Source organism: Staphylococcus delphini, from assembly GCF_900636325.1.
Taxonomy (GTDB): domain Bacteria; phylum Bacillota; class Bacilli; order Staphylococcales; family Staphylococcaceae; genus Staphylococcus; species Staphylococcus delphini.
On record NZ_LR134263.1, the window covers coordinates 1,324,437 to 1,339,942 of the forward strand.

The 15,506-nt window shown below is 37.4% G+C and carries 11 protein-coding genes; all 11 read left to right on the forward strand.

The genetic code is table 11. From position 1 onward, the window contains the following. The first annotated feature begins 324 nt into the window (after positions 1-324). Positions 325-1,443 (forward strand): citrate synthase, encoded by a 1,119-nt coding sequence (locus EL101_RS06320; RefSeq protein ID WP_096596848.1) that lies wholly within the window; start codon positions 325-327, stop codon positions 1,441-1,443. Between the two features lie 45 nt (positions 1,444-1,488). Next, the gene (gene icd, locus EL101_RS06325; RefSeq protein WP_096596850.1) at positions 1,489-2,751 is read left to right on the forward strand and encodes an NADP-dependent isocitrate dehydrogenase; all 1,263 of its coding nucleotides are present in this window, start codon (positions 1,489-1,491) and stop codon (positions 2,749-2,751) included. A gap of 856 nt (positions 2,752-3,607) precedes the next feature. After that, a complete protein-coding gene (locus EL101_RS06330; RefSeq protein WP_019165107.1) occupies positions 3,608-4,312 on the forward strand; it encodes a response regulator transcription factor in 705 nt (234 codons plus the stop codon). Next, positions 4,313-6,013 (forward strand): two-component system histidine kinase PnpS, encoded by a 1,701-nt coding sequence (pnpS, locus tag EL101_RS06335; protein WP_096596852.1) that lies wholly within the window; start codon positions 4,313-4,315, stop codon positions 6,011-6,013. 239 nt (positions 6,014-6,252) lie between these two features. After that, complete coding sequence (gene polA / locus EL101_RS06340; RefSeq protein WP_096596854.1) at positions 6,253-8,880, forward strand: DNA polymerase I; 2,628 nt, start codon at positions 6,253-6,255, stop codon at positions 8,878-8,880. Between the two features lie 19 nt (positions 8,881-8,899). Then, positions 8,900-9,772: a bifunctional DNA-formamidopyrimidine glycosylase/DNA-(apurinic or apyrimidinic site) lyase gene (gene mutM / locus EL101_RS06345; protein ID WP_096596856.1), complete on the forward strand. Its 873-nt coding sequence runs from the start codon at positions 8,900-8,902 to the stop codon at positions 9,770-9,772. A 13-nt stretch (positions 9,773-9,785) separates the two neighbouring features. Further along, a complete protein-coding gene (coaE, locus tag EL101_RS06350) occupies positions 9,786-10,409 on the forward strand; it encodes a dephospho-CoA kinase (RefSeq protein ID WP_096596858.1) in 624 nt (207 codons plus the stop codon). A 207-nt stretch (positions 10,410-10,616) separates the two neighbouring features. After that, positions 10,617-11,633, forward strand: a complete 1,017-nt coding sequence (locus EL101_RS06355; protein WP_019165112.1) for a glyceraldehyde-3-phosphate dehydrogenase — start codon at positions 10,617-10,619, stop codon at positions 11,631-11,633. Between the two features lie 1,003 nt (positions 11,634-12,636). Then, positions 12,637-13,104, forward strand: a complete 468-nt coding sequence (nrdR, locus tag EL101_RS06360; RefSeq protein ID WP_096596860.1) for a transcriptional regulator NrdR — start codon at positions 12,637-12,639, stop codon at positions 13,102-13,104. 3 nt (positions 13,105-13,107) lie between these two features. Further along, positions 13,108-14,481, forward strand: coding sequence for a replicative helicase loading/DNA remodeling protein DnaB (locus EL101_RS06365; protein WP_096596862.1), 1,374 nt, complete (start codon positions 13,108-13,110; stop codon positions 14,479-14,481). Continuing rightward, the gene (gene dnaI, locus EL101_RS06370; RefSeq protein ID WP_096596864.1) at positions 14,481-15,404 is read left to right on the forward strand and encodes a primosomal protein DnaI; all 924 of its coding nucleotides are present in this window, start codon (positions 14,481-14,483) and stop codon (positions 15,402-15,404) included. Before EL101_RS06365 ends, dnaI begins: the two co-directional genes overlap by 1 nt. The last annotated feature ends 102 nt before the right edge of the window (positions 15,405-15,506 follow it).

Consider the following 15,506-nt stretch of genomic DNA (forward strand, 5'->3'; position numbering starts at 1 on the left):
AGTAGTGCGACTTTGTATGCAAAAAGAGTTTAATTACACTTAAATTAATGTTTCTACAATTATCCTCTGTCATCAAATCTTTTTATTATTAATGATAATGAATGCAAATGATGATGTGTTTTTTCTAAAATTAGTGATGAAAACATAACAGAAAACGCTTTATATCAGTGTTTTAGAAATTAATGAAATCATTTTAACCCAATTATTATAAGATTATTCTGACATATGTCAGTTCTTAAAAAGTTCACAAAAGGTATCATATTGGCTATAATAGTTATTGAAAGCCATTACAAAGAACGAATATAAAGTAAAGGGGAAATTCATATGGCAGAATTAATGAGAGGTTTAGAAGGGGTAATCGCAGCTGAAACAAAAATCAGTTCAATTATCGATAGCCAACTCACATATGCGGGCTATGATATTGATGATTTAACTGAAAATGCACAATTTGAAGAGATTGTTTTCTTATTGTGGAATTATCGATTACCGACGAAACGAGAATTATCAGAATTAAAAGAAAAATTATTTGAGTATATGACTTTAAATCCAAGAATGTATAGTCATTTTGAAGAATATACGACTGATAAAGTACATCCTATGACGGCTTTACGTACATCGGTTTCATATTTAGCACACTTTGATGAAAATGCCGATGATAACGATGAAGAAGCATTACAAGAGCGTGCGATTCGTATCCAAGCAAAAATCGCATCACTCGTTGCTTCGTTTGCAAGAGTAAGAGAAGGAAAAGAACCAGTTAAGCCTGATCCTTCTTTAAGCTATGCAGCGAATTTCTTATATATGCTTAGAGGGGAAAAACCGACTGATGTAGAAGTAGAAGGTTTTAATAAAGCATTGATTTTACATGCGGATCACGAATTGAATGCATCTGCGTTTACAGCGCGTTGTGCCGTGTCATCATTATCAGATATGTATTCAGGTGTCACTGCTGCAGTATCATCGTTAAAAGGGCCATTACATGGTGGTGCAAATGAACGTGTGATGCAAATGTTGACTGAAATTGGTTCAGTGGACAACGTTGAAGATTACTTACAAAAAGCATTTGCAAATAAAGATAAAGTAATGGGCTTCGGTCACCGGGTATATAAAAATGGTGATCCACGTGCGAAATACTTGAAAGAAATGAGCCAAAAAATCACTAATGAAACTGGACAAAGTGAATTGTTCGATGTTTCTGTTAAAATTGCAGAAATCATGAAAGAAGAAAAAGGATTATTACCTAACGTTGACTTCTACAGTGCGACAGTGTATCACAGCATGGGCATTGATCATGATCTCTTTACACCAATTTTTGCGGTAAGTCGTACATCGGGTTGGACTGCACACATCTTAGAACAATTAAGAGATAACAGAATTATGCGTCCTCGTGCAACATATATCGGTGATGTTAACCGTAAATATGTACCAATTGAAGAACGCTAATTAAGTCTATATATTATAAAGTTTCAAAATTCGGAGGTATTAAACATGAGTGAAAAAATCGTAAAAACGAACAGCGGATTACAAGTCCCAAATCAACCTATCATACCATTTATTATCGGCGACGGTATTGGGCCAGATATTTGGAAAGCAGCAAGTCGTGTCATCGATGCTGCCGTAGAAAAAGCTTATGATGGTGAGAAAAAAATTGATTGGAAAGAAGTATTAGCTGGTCAAAAAGCTTACGACCAAACAGGTGAATGGTTACCAACAGAAACGTTAGACACGATTAAAGAATATTTAATTGCGATTAAAGGACCATTAACAACCCCAATCGGTGGCGGTATTCGTTCATTAAACGTAGCGCTACGTCAAGAATTAGACTTATTTAACTGTTTACGTCCAGTACGTTGGTTCAAAGGTGTACCTTCACCAGTGAAACATCCAGAACAAACGGATATGGTCATCTTCCGTGAAAATACTGAAGACATTTACGCCGGTATCGAATTTAAAGAAGGTAGCGAAGAAGTTAAAAAAGTGATTGATTTCTTACAAAATGAAATGGGTGCTAAAAACATTCGCTTCCCTGAAACTTCAGGTATTGGTATTAAGCCAGTGTCTAAAGAAGGTACAGAGCGTTTAGTACGTGCGGCGATTCAATATGCAATCGATAACAACCGTAAATCAGTAACACTTGTGCATAAAGGTAACATTATGAAGTTTACTGAAGGTGCGTTCAAACAATGGGGGTATGATTTAGCAGAAAATGAATTCGGCGACCAAGTCTTCACATGGCAACAATATGATCGCTTAGTTGAAGAAAAAGGAAAAGACGAAGCGAACAAAATTCAAGATCAAGCTGAAAAAGATGGAAAAATCATTATTAAAGATTCTATTGCAGATATCTTCTTACAACAAATTTTAACACGTCCAGCTGATCACGATGTTGTTGCGACAATGAACCTCAACGGTGACTATATTTCTGATGCTTTAGCGGCTCAAGTCGGCGGTATTGGTATTGCTCCAGGTGCGAATATTAACTCTGAAACAGGTCACGCGATTTTCGAAGCGACGCACGGTACAGCTCCGAAATATGCTGATTTAGACAAAGTGAATCCTTCATCAGTATTGCTTTCAGGTGTAATGTTGTTAGAACACATCGGCTGGCAAGAAGCTGCGGATTTAATTACAAACTCTGTCGAAAAAACGATTGCTTCAAAAGTTGTGACATATGACTTTGCACGTTTAATGGAAGGTGCAACTGAAGTAAAAACATCAGAATTTGCAGATGAATTGATTAAAAATTTATAATAAGTTGATTCAAGGGGATGGGACATAAAAATTTCAAGTCTCAATCCATTCATATATTTTTGACTGATTAAATGATTTTAAAGTAGTTGGAAAATGAGGATGAATGGATAAAACATTGATGCTATTGATTTATTGATTTCATAAACTTGCCCTCAGTTTCGCTGTGTTTAATATAAGATTGCCCAGAAGGCTGAGACTCCTGAGGGATCAGCTGGTCCGGAAAATCCAATTCGGCATCGATCAAGTGTTCATTTCAATCAAGCCGAATTTAGTTGAAGGGCCAGCCCCTAGGAATTTAGTTGAAGGGCCAGCCCCTAGGAACGCGAAGCCATGAAGGCAGTCTAAAGCCACAAGACATAGGGAGGGCAAGTTTAACAAAAATATTGCATCAATAGCATCAAAAGTTTTCAAGCCCCAACCCTTGGTATACACAACAAAATATAGTAAAGGAGCTGAGGAAACTTAATGTCCTAGCTCCTTTTTATTTTTGTGACAAGCATGCATGAAATTCAATCATGGGGTTAAAGTCTTTATCCGAAAATACTTCCTTATTACTATGCTGTTTGGATATAAAATTGCATAGAAGGCTGACACTTCTGAGGGATAAGGTTGAAAATAAAATGGCGTCTTTCAAATTTCTTAGAGAGGTCGTGATATCATTAGATTTATCAGTGCTTCTCCTGCGATAAACGACAATCAAAATATGACAGTGTAAAAATCAATTAAGGTTAATGAGGATGAGGATTTTTGAGTTTTTTAAGCGAAAGTTAAGTTATTGTAAAGATGCTAAATGATATATTATTTTTAAGACTATTTTAAGGTATAATGAAGTTAATTATAATAAGGAGGTACATATATGGCTCAAAGAGTGCTTGTCGTTGATGACGAACAATCCATTGTCACTTTGTTAAAATACAACCTCGAACAATCAGGTTATGTCGTTGAGGTGGCTCAAGATGGAGAGGAAGCGTTACAAAAAGAAAAAGAAACGAAACCCGACTTGATTGTATTGGATGTGATGCTACCGAAAAAGGATGGTATTGAAGTATGTAAAACGATTCGCTCAGATAAAAACCAAGTACCTATTTTAATGTTAACTGCAAAAGATGATGAATTTGATCGTGTGCTTGGCTTGGAGCTGGGTGCTGACGATTATATGACTAAGCCTTTTTCACCGAGAGAAGTGGTCGCACGTGTGAAAGCCATCCTTCGTCGCTCATCATTAGTGGATCATGTACGCCAAGAAGAAGAGGATGAGGATATTGTCATTGGCAGTATTCGAATTCGCCCCGACTTTTTTGAAGTGTACCGCAACGATGAGTTGTTAGAGTTAACGCCGAAAGAATTTGAGTTGCTACTTTATTTAGTTGAACGTCAAGGTCGTGTCATTACGCGTGAACATATGTTAAATTCTGTGTGGAACTATGAATTTGCAGGTGATTCTCGAATTGTGGATGTACATATTAGTCATTTGCGAGATAAGTTAGAAGAAAATCCAAAACAACCTCAGTTTATTAAAACAGTTCGCGGCTTAGGATACAAATTGGAGCGTCCTAAATAAATGATTAAATTTTATCACAAACTTTTAATCATACTTACAACAATCACTGTTGTAAGTTTTCTCATATTAGGCTTTATTGTACATAATATTATTTATACGAAAACCGTTGAATACGAAAAGAAATCTCTTCTTAAAGATGCTGAACAAATTCTTGCATTTTATAAAGCGGGGAACAATCAACACATTCAAGAACTTGCTGATCATTATCATAGTAATATTAAAATCATTGAAAGCGACCAAACGAACGAGTTTAAAGGAGATCGAAAACTTTCAATAGCAGAACGTCAAGATAGTCTTTTGCGCCAACTTGAAATGAGACAGCCGATTTATCAACTCGATGGGAAGCAAGGCTATTATTGGTTTGGACATCAACAAGGTGAGACGACGATACTCATCACAGGCCATTTTGATATGGTTTACGAACTTCAACTTCAATTTTGGAAATGTTTAATTTTAGTAGGGATGATTATTTTAGCGCTTATTTACTTTACAGTGCGTTATATTAATCGAACTTATATTCAACCGATTAACGAAGTGTCCTACGCCGCGTCCCTCCTTACTGAAGGGAATTTTCGTGTCAGATTGCCTGAAAGTAGTGTGAAAGAGTTGCGCGAATTGTATGTGACAATTAATGTGTTAGCGCGACGTTTAGAGCAGTTGAATAGCGAGCAAAAAATTCAACGGAATCGTCTTGTGACAACGCTTGAAAATATTCCTAGTGCGATATTGATGATTGATAAAAACGGAAAAATTGTGATTGCGAATAAGACGTTTTATGAAGTTTTCAATGAATCGACCAATGTAGAAAATCAAGACTATGCGCAATATTTACATCCAACGATTAAGCAGCTCGTCGTTGAAGGATTCCGCACTGAAAAAGCGATGTACAAACAAGTTGAAATTTCAATTAACCATATTCATCAAAAGTTTTTTGATACGTCGTGTGTGCCTATTTTATCCCGTACGAAAAAGTCGTTACAAGGGATGGTCATCGTATTACACGATATTACACAATTGAAGAAATTGGAAAACTTACGTAGTGAATTTGTAGCGAATGTGTCACATGAATTGAAAACGCCGATCACGTCGATGAAAGGATTTACTGAAACACTCATTGATGGTGCGAAAAATGATGAGGCCTCTCTAGATATGTTCTTAAATATCATTTTAAAAGAGTCTAATCGTATCCAATCCCTAGTTGAAGATTTACTCGATTTATCGAAAATTGAACAGAACACAACGTTAGAAAAGCACTTAATTGATTTGACCGATGTCGCAAAATCTTCATTTTCAGTCATTCAACCGCTTGCGAATGAAAAGTCGATTCAATTGATTGATCAAATTGAACCGAATGTGACGGCGATGGCTGACGAAAATAAAATCTCTCAAGTCATCGTGAATTTAATGTCGAATGCAGTCAACTATTCTCCTGAAAATCGAACGGTCACATTAGCGGTGTATCGAGAAAATCAGCATCCTGTCATTGAAGTGATTGATCAAGGCATTGGGATAGGAGAACAAGAAAAGTATCGTATTTTTGAAAGATTTTATCGTGTGGACAAAGCGAGAAGTCGTGATTCAGGTGGCACAGGGTTAGGCTTGTCCATTACAAAACATATTATCGAAGCTTATCAAGGTAATATCGAAGTGGCATCTGAACTCGGAAAAGGATCGAGATTTAAAGTTGTGTTACCAGAATAATCAGTTCACAAAACGGGAACAGTGATAACGTATACCCATTCGTTAAAACTGTTTCTGTTTTTATTTTAAGAATATACCTAATCATAATATGAATAATGAGGAAAAAGGCCATATCGCATCAACTATGGTACAATAGGCATTCCATTTTTGTTGTGAAGTAGAAGTGTGATACACGCTTTATCGACATGATACATACGGATTATGATAAAATAGATACAAATCACGATGGAGGGAATAACGTGGACAAACTTATATTAATTGATGGTAATAGTTTAAGTTTTAGAGCTTTTTATGCATTGCCGTTGTTAAAAAATAAAGCAGGGATTCATACAAATGCCATATATGGTTTTGCGCGTTTGTTAGAAAAGATTATTAAAGAAGAACAACCGACGCATTTTCTCGTGGCATTCGACGCTGGAAAAACGACATTTAGACATGAGACGTATCAAGATTATAAAGGGGGACGTCAAAAAACGCCGCCTGAATTGAGTGAGCAGTTCCCGTATATTCGCCAATTAATAGATGCCTATCAAATTCAACGTTATGAACTTGAAAACTATGAAGCAGATGATATTATTGGAACACTTAGTCGTGAAGCGGATGAAGCGGGCATGCAAACAATCATCATTACTGGGGACCGAGATTTAACCCAACTCGCTACAGACCAAGTGACAATCTATTATACGAAAAAAGGTGTGACGGACGTTGATCATTACACACCAAAGTTTATTGCTGAAAAATATAATGGGCTCACACCGTCTCAAATTGTTGATTTAAAAGGCTTAATGGGAGATACTTCTGACAATATTCCAGGTGTGGCAGGTGTCGGTGAAAAAACAGCGCTGAAACTGTTAAATCAATTTGAAACAGTTGAAGGTGTTTATGACCATATTGGAGAAGTGTCAGGTAAAAAGCTAAAAGAAAAACTTGAAAATAGTCGGGATGATGCGTTAATGAGTAAAACTTTAGCGACGATTAATTGTGATAGTCCGATTACAGTATCACTCAAAGACACACGTTTACCTCAAAATATAGATGAAAGTGCTAAAATCGAGTTGTTCAAGTCGTTAGAATTCCGTCAGTTGCTCGATGGGATGGATGTCGAGGCAGACAATGCTACGGCGAGTCGAGATTTTGAGCCGATAAATGACATGTCAAAAATAGATTTTAACCAATTGTCAGAAGCGGCGATTCATGTTGAAGTTGCGGGATCAAATTACTTAAAAGATGAGTTATTAAAATTTGGTTTGTACGACGGCGAACATTATGTCGTGATTCCATTTGACAAGGTCAGTGAATATCCAGAGTTAGTGGCTTGGTTAGAAGAGGAAACGACGCAAAAATGGGTACATGATGCGAAGAAAACGTATATTGCGATGAAACGTTCAGACATTGCCATTCAAAATGTTGTTTTTGATACGATGTTAGCGAGCTATATTATCGATCCCTCGCGTACGATTGATGATGTACAGTCTGTCATGACGCATTTTGAGCAAACGTTCGTGCAAGATGATGTGTCGGTTTATGGTAAAGGCAAATCTTTCCACATACCTGAAGATGAGGTGCTCGATAAACATATTGCTTCTATTTTAGATGCGATTCATGTCGTGCAACCACAAATGATGACCATTCTTGAAGCGCATGAGCAGACATCATTACTTTCAGAGATTGAGTTGCCACTTGCGCTCATTTTAAGTGAAATGGAATATATAGGGATTCATACTGACATCGACACATTAAAAGAGATGGAAACAGTCATTCAAACAGAGTTGGATCAGTTAATCGAACAAATTCATGAACAAGCTGGTGAAACGTTTAACATTAACTCACCTAAACAATTAGGCGTCATTTTATTTGAAAAACTTGAGTTGCCAGTCATTAAAAAGACGAAAACGGGTTATTCAACAGCAGTCGATGTACTCGAAAAATTGCAAAATGCACATCCAATTATCGACTACATTTTAACATATCGTACATTATCGAAACTGCAGTCGACTTATGTTGAAGGTTTACAAAAAGTGATTTGGGATGACGGTCGTATTCATACACGTTTTAATCAAACGCTAGCACAAACAGGTCGTCTGTCTTCGGTGGACCCGAACTTACAAAACATTCCAATTCGTTTAGAAGAGGGACGTAAAATTCGTAAAGCGTTTAAGTCTACGCACGATGATTATGTCATTCTTGCAGCGGATTACTCACAAATTGAATTACGTGTTTTAGCCCATATTACAGGAGACCCGACGTTGCAACAAGCGTTTAATGATAATGAAGATGTCCATACTACAACTGCGATGAAAGTGTTTAACGTTGCAGCTGATGAGGTCACGTCATTAATGCGTCGCCAAGCAAAAGCGGTGAACTTTGGTATCGTCTATGGCATTAGTGATTATGGGCTGAGTCAAAGTTTAGGTATAACACGTAAAGAAGCGCAACAATTTATTGATGATTACTTGAACCATTTTCCAGGTGTGAAAGATTATATGGACAACATTGTGCAAGATGCCAAACAACAAGGATACGTGGAGACATTGTTAAAACGCCGTCGTTACATTCCAGACATTACGAGTCGTAACTTTAACTTACGTGGATTTGCAGAACGAACTGCGATGAACTCGCCAATTCAAGGAAGTGCGGCAGATATTATAAAATTAGCGATGGTCCAATTCCACCGTGAAGTACAAAAGACATCGTTTAAAGCTCAGTTATTGTTACAAGTACACGATGAATTGATTTTTGAAGTGCCGAAAGATGAAGTAGATGAATTCAGCAAATTTGTTGAGGAAATTATGGCGCATGCATTACAATTAGATGTCCCATTAAGTGTAGAATCAGATTATGGGAAAACTTGGTATGATGCAAAATAGAAAGTAGGTATAACAATCAATGCCAGAATTACCAGAAGTCGAACATGTCAAACGTGGCATTACGCCTCACATTATACAACAAAAGATTATAGATGTGACGTTTTCGGAACCTGTCAAACGCGGTAAGTTAGAAGGGAAAGAAACGATTATTAAAGGGATTGGTCTTGATGCTTTTGTGAAGAATACGGTCGGTTTTGAGATAACTGATGTACAACGCCGCAGTAAATATATTTTGTTTCGTATCCAAAGTGGGAATGTTGCACGTACATTAATTTCACATTTAGGGATGGCAGGTGCATTTTTTGTCGTGCAATCGCTTGATGACATTACGATACCGAATTTTCGAAAGCATTGGCAAGTTGTGTTTCATTTAGAAAATGGTATTAAATTAGTCTATTCAGATATTCGCCGGTTTGGTGAGATTCGGAATGTCGAAAGTTTAGAGGCTTATCCTTCAATTTTAGAGATTGCGCCTGAACCTTTTGAACAAGAGGCATTGGCCCATTATCTTGCTAAAAGTGATGAAAAGAAATATTTAAACAAAGCGATTAAGCCATTTATACTGGATCATCGTGTGATATCGGGTTGTGGCAATATTTATGCGTGTGAAGCGCTGTTTGATGCACAAATTCATCCGGAGAAAAAAGTAAAAGACTTGTCAGTACAGGAAAAGACAAACTTATTTAATAGTGTAGTAAAAGTTTTAGAAATGGGTATTTTAAATGGTGGGACAAGTGTGTCAGATTATGTACATGCTGATGGTCAAAGAGGAACCATGCAAGATCATTTGAAAGTATATCAACAAAAGCGCTGTGCAACGTGTGAAACAGCGATAGAAACAGTTATTATTTCAGGACGAAATACACATTTTTGTCCAAATTGCCAAAGTTAGGATAGGTGAAATTATGCCCAAAGTCATTGGATTAACAGGGGGGATTGCTACTGGAAAATCGACAGTGGCAGAATTACTCGCAATACATGGTTTTAAAATCGTCGACGCAGATGTTTCAGCAAGGAAAGCAGTTGCCAAAGGGACGGAAGGTTTAAAAAAAGTTCAAGCGCTATTTGGCGATGAAGCGATCAATGAAGATGGCGAAATGAATCGTACCTATGTCGGACAACAAGTGTTTTTTGATGATGAAAAAAGAAAACAACTCAATGCGATCGTGCATCCTATTGTCGGCAAAATGATGAATCAAGAGCGTGACCAATATTTAGCAGAAGGTCACAATGTCATTATGGATATTCCACTGTTATTTGAAAATCATTTAGAAGATACAGTAGATGAAGTTTGGCTTGTTTATGCGTCTGAACCGATACAACTCGATCGATTAATGGCGCGTAATGAGTTGTCTATAGAAGATGCCAAAGCAAGAATTTATAGCCAAATTTCAATTGATAAAAAGAGTCGCATGGCGGATGTCGTCATTGATAATTTAGGTTCTAAGTTGGAATTAAAGCAAAATTTAGAACAGATTTTAGTGGATAAAGGATTTTTAGAAGGTTATCATAGCGACTCAGAAGCATAGTGAAGGATAATTGTCGTGAATATTAAAATAAATTCAGGAGCTTGGATATGCGTTTGTCTAAGTTCCTGAAATTTTTTGCGTTTTATGATTGTTTTGGTTGATGAAGTGCAATAACAAAAAATAATAGTAGAAAACGGTTTCATTTTATCGCAATTGTGATATACTGTTAAATATAAGTATAACACATTGATAAGGAGTGCTTTAAACATGACGACAAAGATTGCGATTAACGGTCTGGGGCGTATCGGCCGTATGGTTTTGAGAGTGGCATTAAATAGAGAAGATGTTGAGGTTGTAGCGATTAATGCAAGCTATCCACCAGAAACGATTGCGCACCTCATTAAGTATGACACAACACACGGACGCTTTAATCAGACGGTTGAACCGATTGAAGATGGCATACAAGTGAATGGTAAAAAGATTAAACTTGTGTCAGATCGTAATCCTGAAAATTTACCATGGGCAGCATTAGATATCGATATCGTAGTAGAAGCAACAGGTAAATTTAATCATGGCGATAAAGCAGATGCCCACATTCGCGCAGGTGCTAAAAAGGTAATTTTAACAGGGCCTTCAAAAGGAGGAGACGTACAAACGATTGTGAAAGGTGTCAATGACCAAGACATCGATACAGAACGTTATGACATTTTTAGTAACGCATCTTGTACGACAAACTGTTTAGCACCGATTGCCAAATTATTAAATGATCGTTTTGGAATCGAAAATGGCTTAATGACGACAGTACATGCCGTGACAAACGACCAAAACAATTTAGACAATCCACATAAAGATTTACGTCGTGCACGTGCAGCTTTTGAAAGTATCATTCCAACATCAACCGGTGCAGCAAAAGCACTCGCACTTGTTTTACCAGAACTTGAAGGTAAAATGCACGGGATGGCGTTACGCGTGCCAACTAAAAATGTGTCACTTGTTGACTTGGTCGTTGATTTAAAACAATCTGTGACTAAAGAAGAAGTGAATCAATTATTTAAAGACAATGATTTAAATGGTGTTGTCGCTGTTTCGGATGAGCCACTTGTATCAGATGATTTCACGACTGATGCACATTCAGCAATTGTCGACACACCTTCAACAATCGTCATGGGAGATCGTAAAGTTAAAGTACTCGCATGGTATGACAATGAATGGGGTTATTCAACAAGAGTGGTCGACGTGTTACAACAAATCGCTGCTCAAATTCCAAGCACAGTTGCACAATAAATGATAGGTTTTTATCCATTTGAAATCCTTTCTTTTAAAATATATAACAATAATTGCCCTTATAGACACGTGTGCTTAGGGGCAATTTTTTAGTTTTTGCTCTTGATTCATTTAAAACCAGAGAGATGGGTAAGTTCGACTAAATCCAAATGCACATCATTTAAGTCAAATATCGAGCTACTACCTTAAGAGAGTTTGTTTTAAAAGCTGTATACATCAATGATCATTAGTAAGTAGCTCAGCATTTTCCTCGACGTTAACCCAGTAGCAGTCTAGGTAACGATGAATGGATGCACTGGTGAATTGATAAACGGTGTCCCAAAAACAAAAAATAAGATGAAACGAGGCTGAACTTTTTGATGAAGTGAACTGTGGGGATGTATGACACTGTTCTCTTTACTTGCGCTTGTTCGTGCAAGATTGCCGGATGGACGAGACTCCCGAGGGAATGCGTGCATATTGCTGACAGTCGCTTCTTTACTTTAATAGTGGTTGCTGTTTATCGCAGTAGCTGTCTGACTTCTCAACGTATACACTTTTGAGAAGTCTAGTCAGCCTTGCGGGGGCAGTACGACGAAATCTTTGTTACACATGAGATTTCTGTACTGCTCCCAAAATCCACAATGAATGGATGCGCTGGGAATCAATAAACGGTGTTCCAAAAGCAGGATTTTCGACAGAACTCCCGCGATTTCGACAAAATTTGGAAATCAATTTTGCTCATCGCTCGGTTCTGCTCAAATCCTAAGCGCTTTTGTCACAACCTCCCCTCAGCCCCTGGGAAACGCGAGTCCAAGACGGCAATCGTATGCATCCGACATGTTCCAAAAAGACCGATATGTTCCAAAAAACCGACATGTTCAAAAAGGAAAGCCACTAGCATGTTCAAAAGACAAGCCCACTCGTAACACTAGGCACACTGCCACAAATATCCTAACTTTTGAAATCATGTCGTTTCATAGTATAATGAAACAAAAACTATGACTAAGAAGGTGACAAAGTCGTGAAATGTCCAAAATGCAATCATACCCAATCTCGAGTAGTGGATTCGAGACATGCAGATGATATGAATGCAATTAGAAGAAGACGTGAATGTGACAATTGTGGTACACGTTTCACTACTTTTGAACATATAGAAATGAGTCCGCTTATCGTCGTCAAAAAAGACGGTACACGCGAACAGTTCAATCGAGAAAAAATATTAAATGGCTTAGTGCGCTCGTGTGAAAAGCGACCCGTCCGTTTCCAACAATTGGAAGAAATTACGAATCAAGTTGAATGGAAATTGCGTGAAGAAGGCATTGCAGAAGTGTCATCTAGAGATATAGGGGAGTATGTCATGGATTTATTAATGCATGTCGACCAAGTCTCTTATGTGCGATTTGCTTCTGTGTATCGAGAATTTAAAGATGTGGATCAATTATTAAAATCTATGCAAGGGATATTGAAAGAAAACAAGCGGAGTGAATAACGAATGAATCAATTTATGTATCAAAATCAGTTAAGTCCGCACGACGGCTTTATCGTCATGCGTCCATTTCAATATCATGCAGTACACTATGATATTTTGAATCGGTTATTCACACCGTTAGTTGGTGCTGAAGCAATCGGTGTGTACCAGTTTTTGAACCAATTTGAGTCTGCTACATTCGACCAAGGTTTTACACATTATACGATTATGTCGGAGTTAAAATTGAGCCTCGGCCGCTTTAGAGAGTTTTTAGATTTGTTAGAAGGCATTGGCCTGTTAAAAACGTTCGTCCGTCAATCTGAAAACACGACACAATTTGTGTATGAACTCATCCCGCCACCCACGCCAGAACGTTTTTTCAATGATCCGATGTTGTCGATTTATTTTTATGAAGTTGTCGGACAAGAACGGTATCATACATTGAAAAATTATTTTATGCCAACACCACTCGATTTGGCGGGATTTTCAAATGTGACGAAAAAGTTTACGGATGTCTTTAAAGTACCTAAGCAACAAGTGGCCACTTCAGATGTAGCGCTTAAAGCATCGCAATATCAAGGGGTTGATTTAACAGATGTGACGTTTGATTTTGAATTGTTGGCTGACATGTTGCAGACGCATTATGTGAGCCAAACGATTTTATCAGAACCGACAAAATCGCTGATCGTTCAATTGGCGACATTGTATCGTTTATCGCCGGACGTTATGAAGACGATTATTTTGAAATCGCTCAATGCAGATCAATCTTTATCCGTTAAAGATTTACGCAAACAAGCACAAAGTTACTATTTAATGGAACATCAACAACAATTACCATCATTACAGCCGCAAGTGACGGTGACCGCTTCGGAACAAATGTCTGAAGCACAAGAAAAAACGGTGTCAAATTGGGATGAGTGGTTTGCTTTAATGGATCAAACGAGTCCGATTGTCATGCTCACGGAATATGGAGGTTCTGAGCCGCCTCGTTATCAAAAAGATATGGTGGAAGAATTAGTGCAACGTGAAGGCTTTAATTTTGGGGCTATCAATATTTTATTGCAATATGTGATGCAAAAAACGGATAATAACTTACCTGAAAAATATGTTTATTCCGTTGCTTCAACATGGAAAAAAAGTGGTGTGACGGACGCGCGTTCTGCATATGAGAAGGCGATGGAAATTCAAAAAAATCAGGAAAAATCGAAACAAAAACGAATGGAAAGCTATAGTCAAAACGCAAACGGTCCATTTTATCACAAAAAAGAAAAACAACCGCGTTGGGTGACGCATCCAGAAGAGTACGAACAAAAAGAGGAAGATCAAGAAGCATTGGAAAAAGATCGTGCAGCGTTCTTGAAAAGGTTAGAACAAAAGAGAAGGGCGGGTGAAGATTAATGAAAAGTTTTAATAGTATTATCGGTGGCAACAATGCATTCGAACAAAAGATTCAACAAATTAAAAAGCAAGTCTTAGCGGATCCAGATGTGAAAGCATTTTTAGCCGCACACCAATCTGAAGTAACGAACCGAATGATTGAGGAAGATTTGAACATCTTGCAGGAATATAAAGATCAGCAAAAACACTACGATGGGACACATACGTATGAAAATTGTCCTAATTTCGTAAGGGGTCACATTCCTGAATTGTATATTGATCAACAACATATCAAAATTCGTTACAAGTCTTGCCCATGCAAAATCAGGCACGACGAGGAACAAAATGCGAAAAGTATGATTACATCATTTCATATGCATCCCGATACGTTAAACGCCAAAATTAAAGATATTTATATGACGCGACGCAATCGTTTAGATTTAGCCATGCAATTAGACGATTTAATTGATGCGATTATTGAAAAGCGTCCGGTTAAAGGTTTTTATTTATATGGTGAGTTTGGTACAGGGAAGTCATTTATTTTAGGTGCGATTGCGAACGAGTTGAAAAACAACCGAGTCCCTTCGATGATTATTTATGTGCCAGAGTTTATTCGAACATTAAAAAATGGTTTTAAAGATGGTACGACAGCAAAACGTATTGAACAAGTTCGTGAAGCACGCGTATTATTTTTAGACGATTTAGGTGCTGAAGATATGACGCCTTGGGTACGTGATGAGGTGCTCGGTCCCATTTTACATTACCGTATGATTCAAGAACTTCCGACATTTTTCAGCTCAAATATGAACTTAGATGAATTAGAAACACATTTGGCTGATACGAAAAATGGTGTTGATCGAATGAAAGCGAAACGGATTATGGAACGTGTGAAAACTTTGAGTACACCTTATTTACTTGAAGGAGAAAATTATCGTAAGCATTGAAAATTTTAAAAATAGCGTTATAATATGTATATAAATCAATAATGTTGCTAAAGTTTGAGGATATGATATCGGTATCGCTATGGTACAGGGAACTACTGTGAT

Excerpts from the sequence above, each read along its gene's own strand:
- EL101_RS06320 (WP_096596848.1), top strand. The coding sequence starts at position 325 with ATGGCAGAATTAATGAGAGGTTTAGAAGGGGTAATCGCAGCTGAAACA.
- icd (WP_096596850.1), top strand. The coding sequence starts at position 1,489 with ATGAGTGAAAAAATCGTAAAAACGAACAGCGGATTACAAGTCCCAAAT.
- EL101_RS06330 (WP_019165107.1), top strand. The coding sequence starts at position 3,608 with ATGGCTCAAAGAGTGCTTGTCGTTGATGACGAACAATCCATTGTCACT.
- pnpS (WP_096596852.1), top strand. The coding sequence starts at position 4,313 with ATGATTAAATTTTATCACAAACTTTTAATCATACTTACAACAATCACT.
- mutM (WP_096596856.1), top strand. The coding sequence starts at position 8,900 with ATGCCAGAATTACCAGAAGTCGAACATGTCAAACGTGGCATTACGCCT.
- coaE (WP_096596858.1), top strand. The coding sequence starts at position 9,786 with ATGCCCAAAGTCATTGGATTAACAGGGGGGATTGCTACTGGAAAATCG.
- EL101_RS06355 (WP_019165112.1), top strand. The coding sequence starts at position 10,617 with ATGACGACAAAGATTGCGATTAACGGTCTGGGGCGTATCGGCCGTATG.
- EL101_RS06365 (WP_096596862.1), top strand. The coding sequence starts at position 13,108 with ATGAATCAATTTATGTATCAAAATCAGTTAAGTCCGCACGACGGCTTT.
- dnaI (WP_096596864.1), top strand. The coding sequence starts at position 14,481 with ATGAAAAGTTTTAATAGTATTATCGGTGGCAACAATGCATTCGAACAA.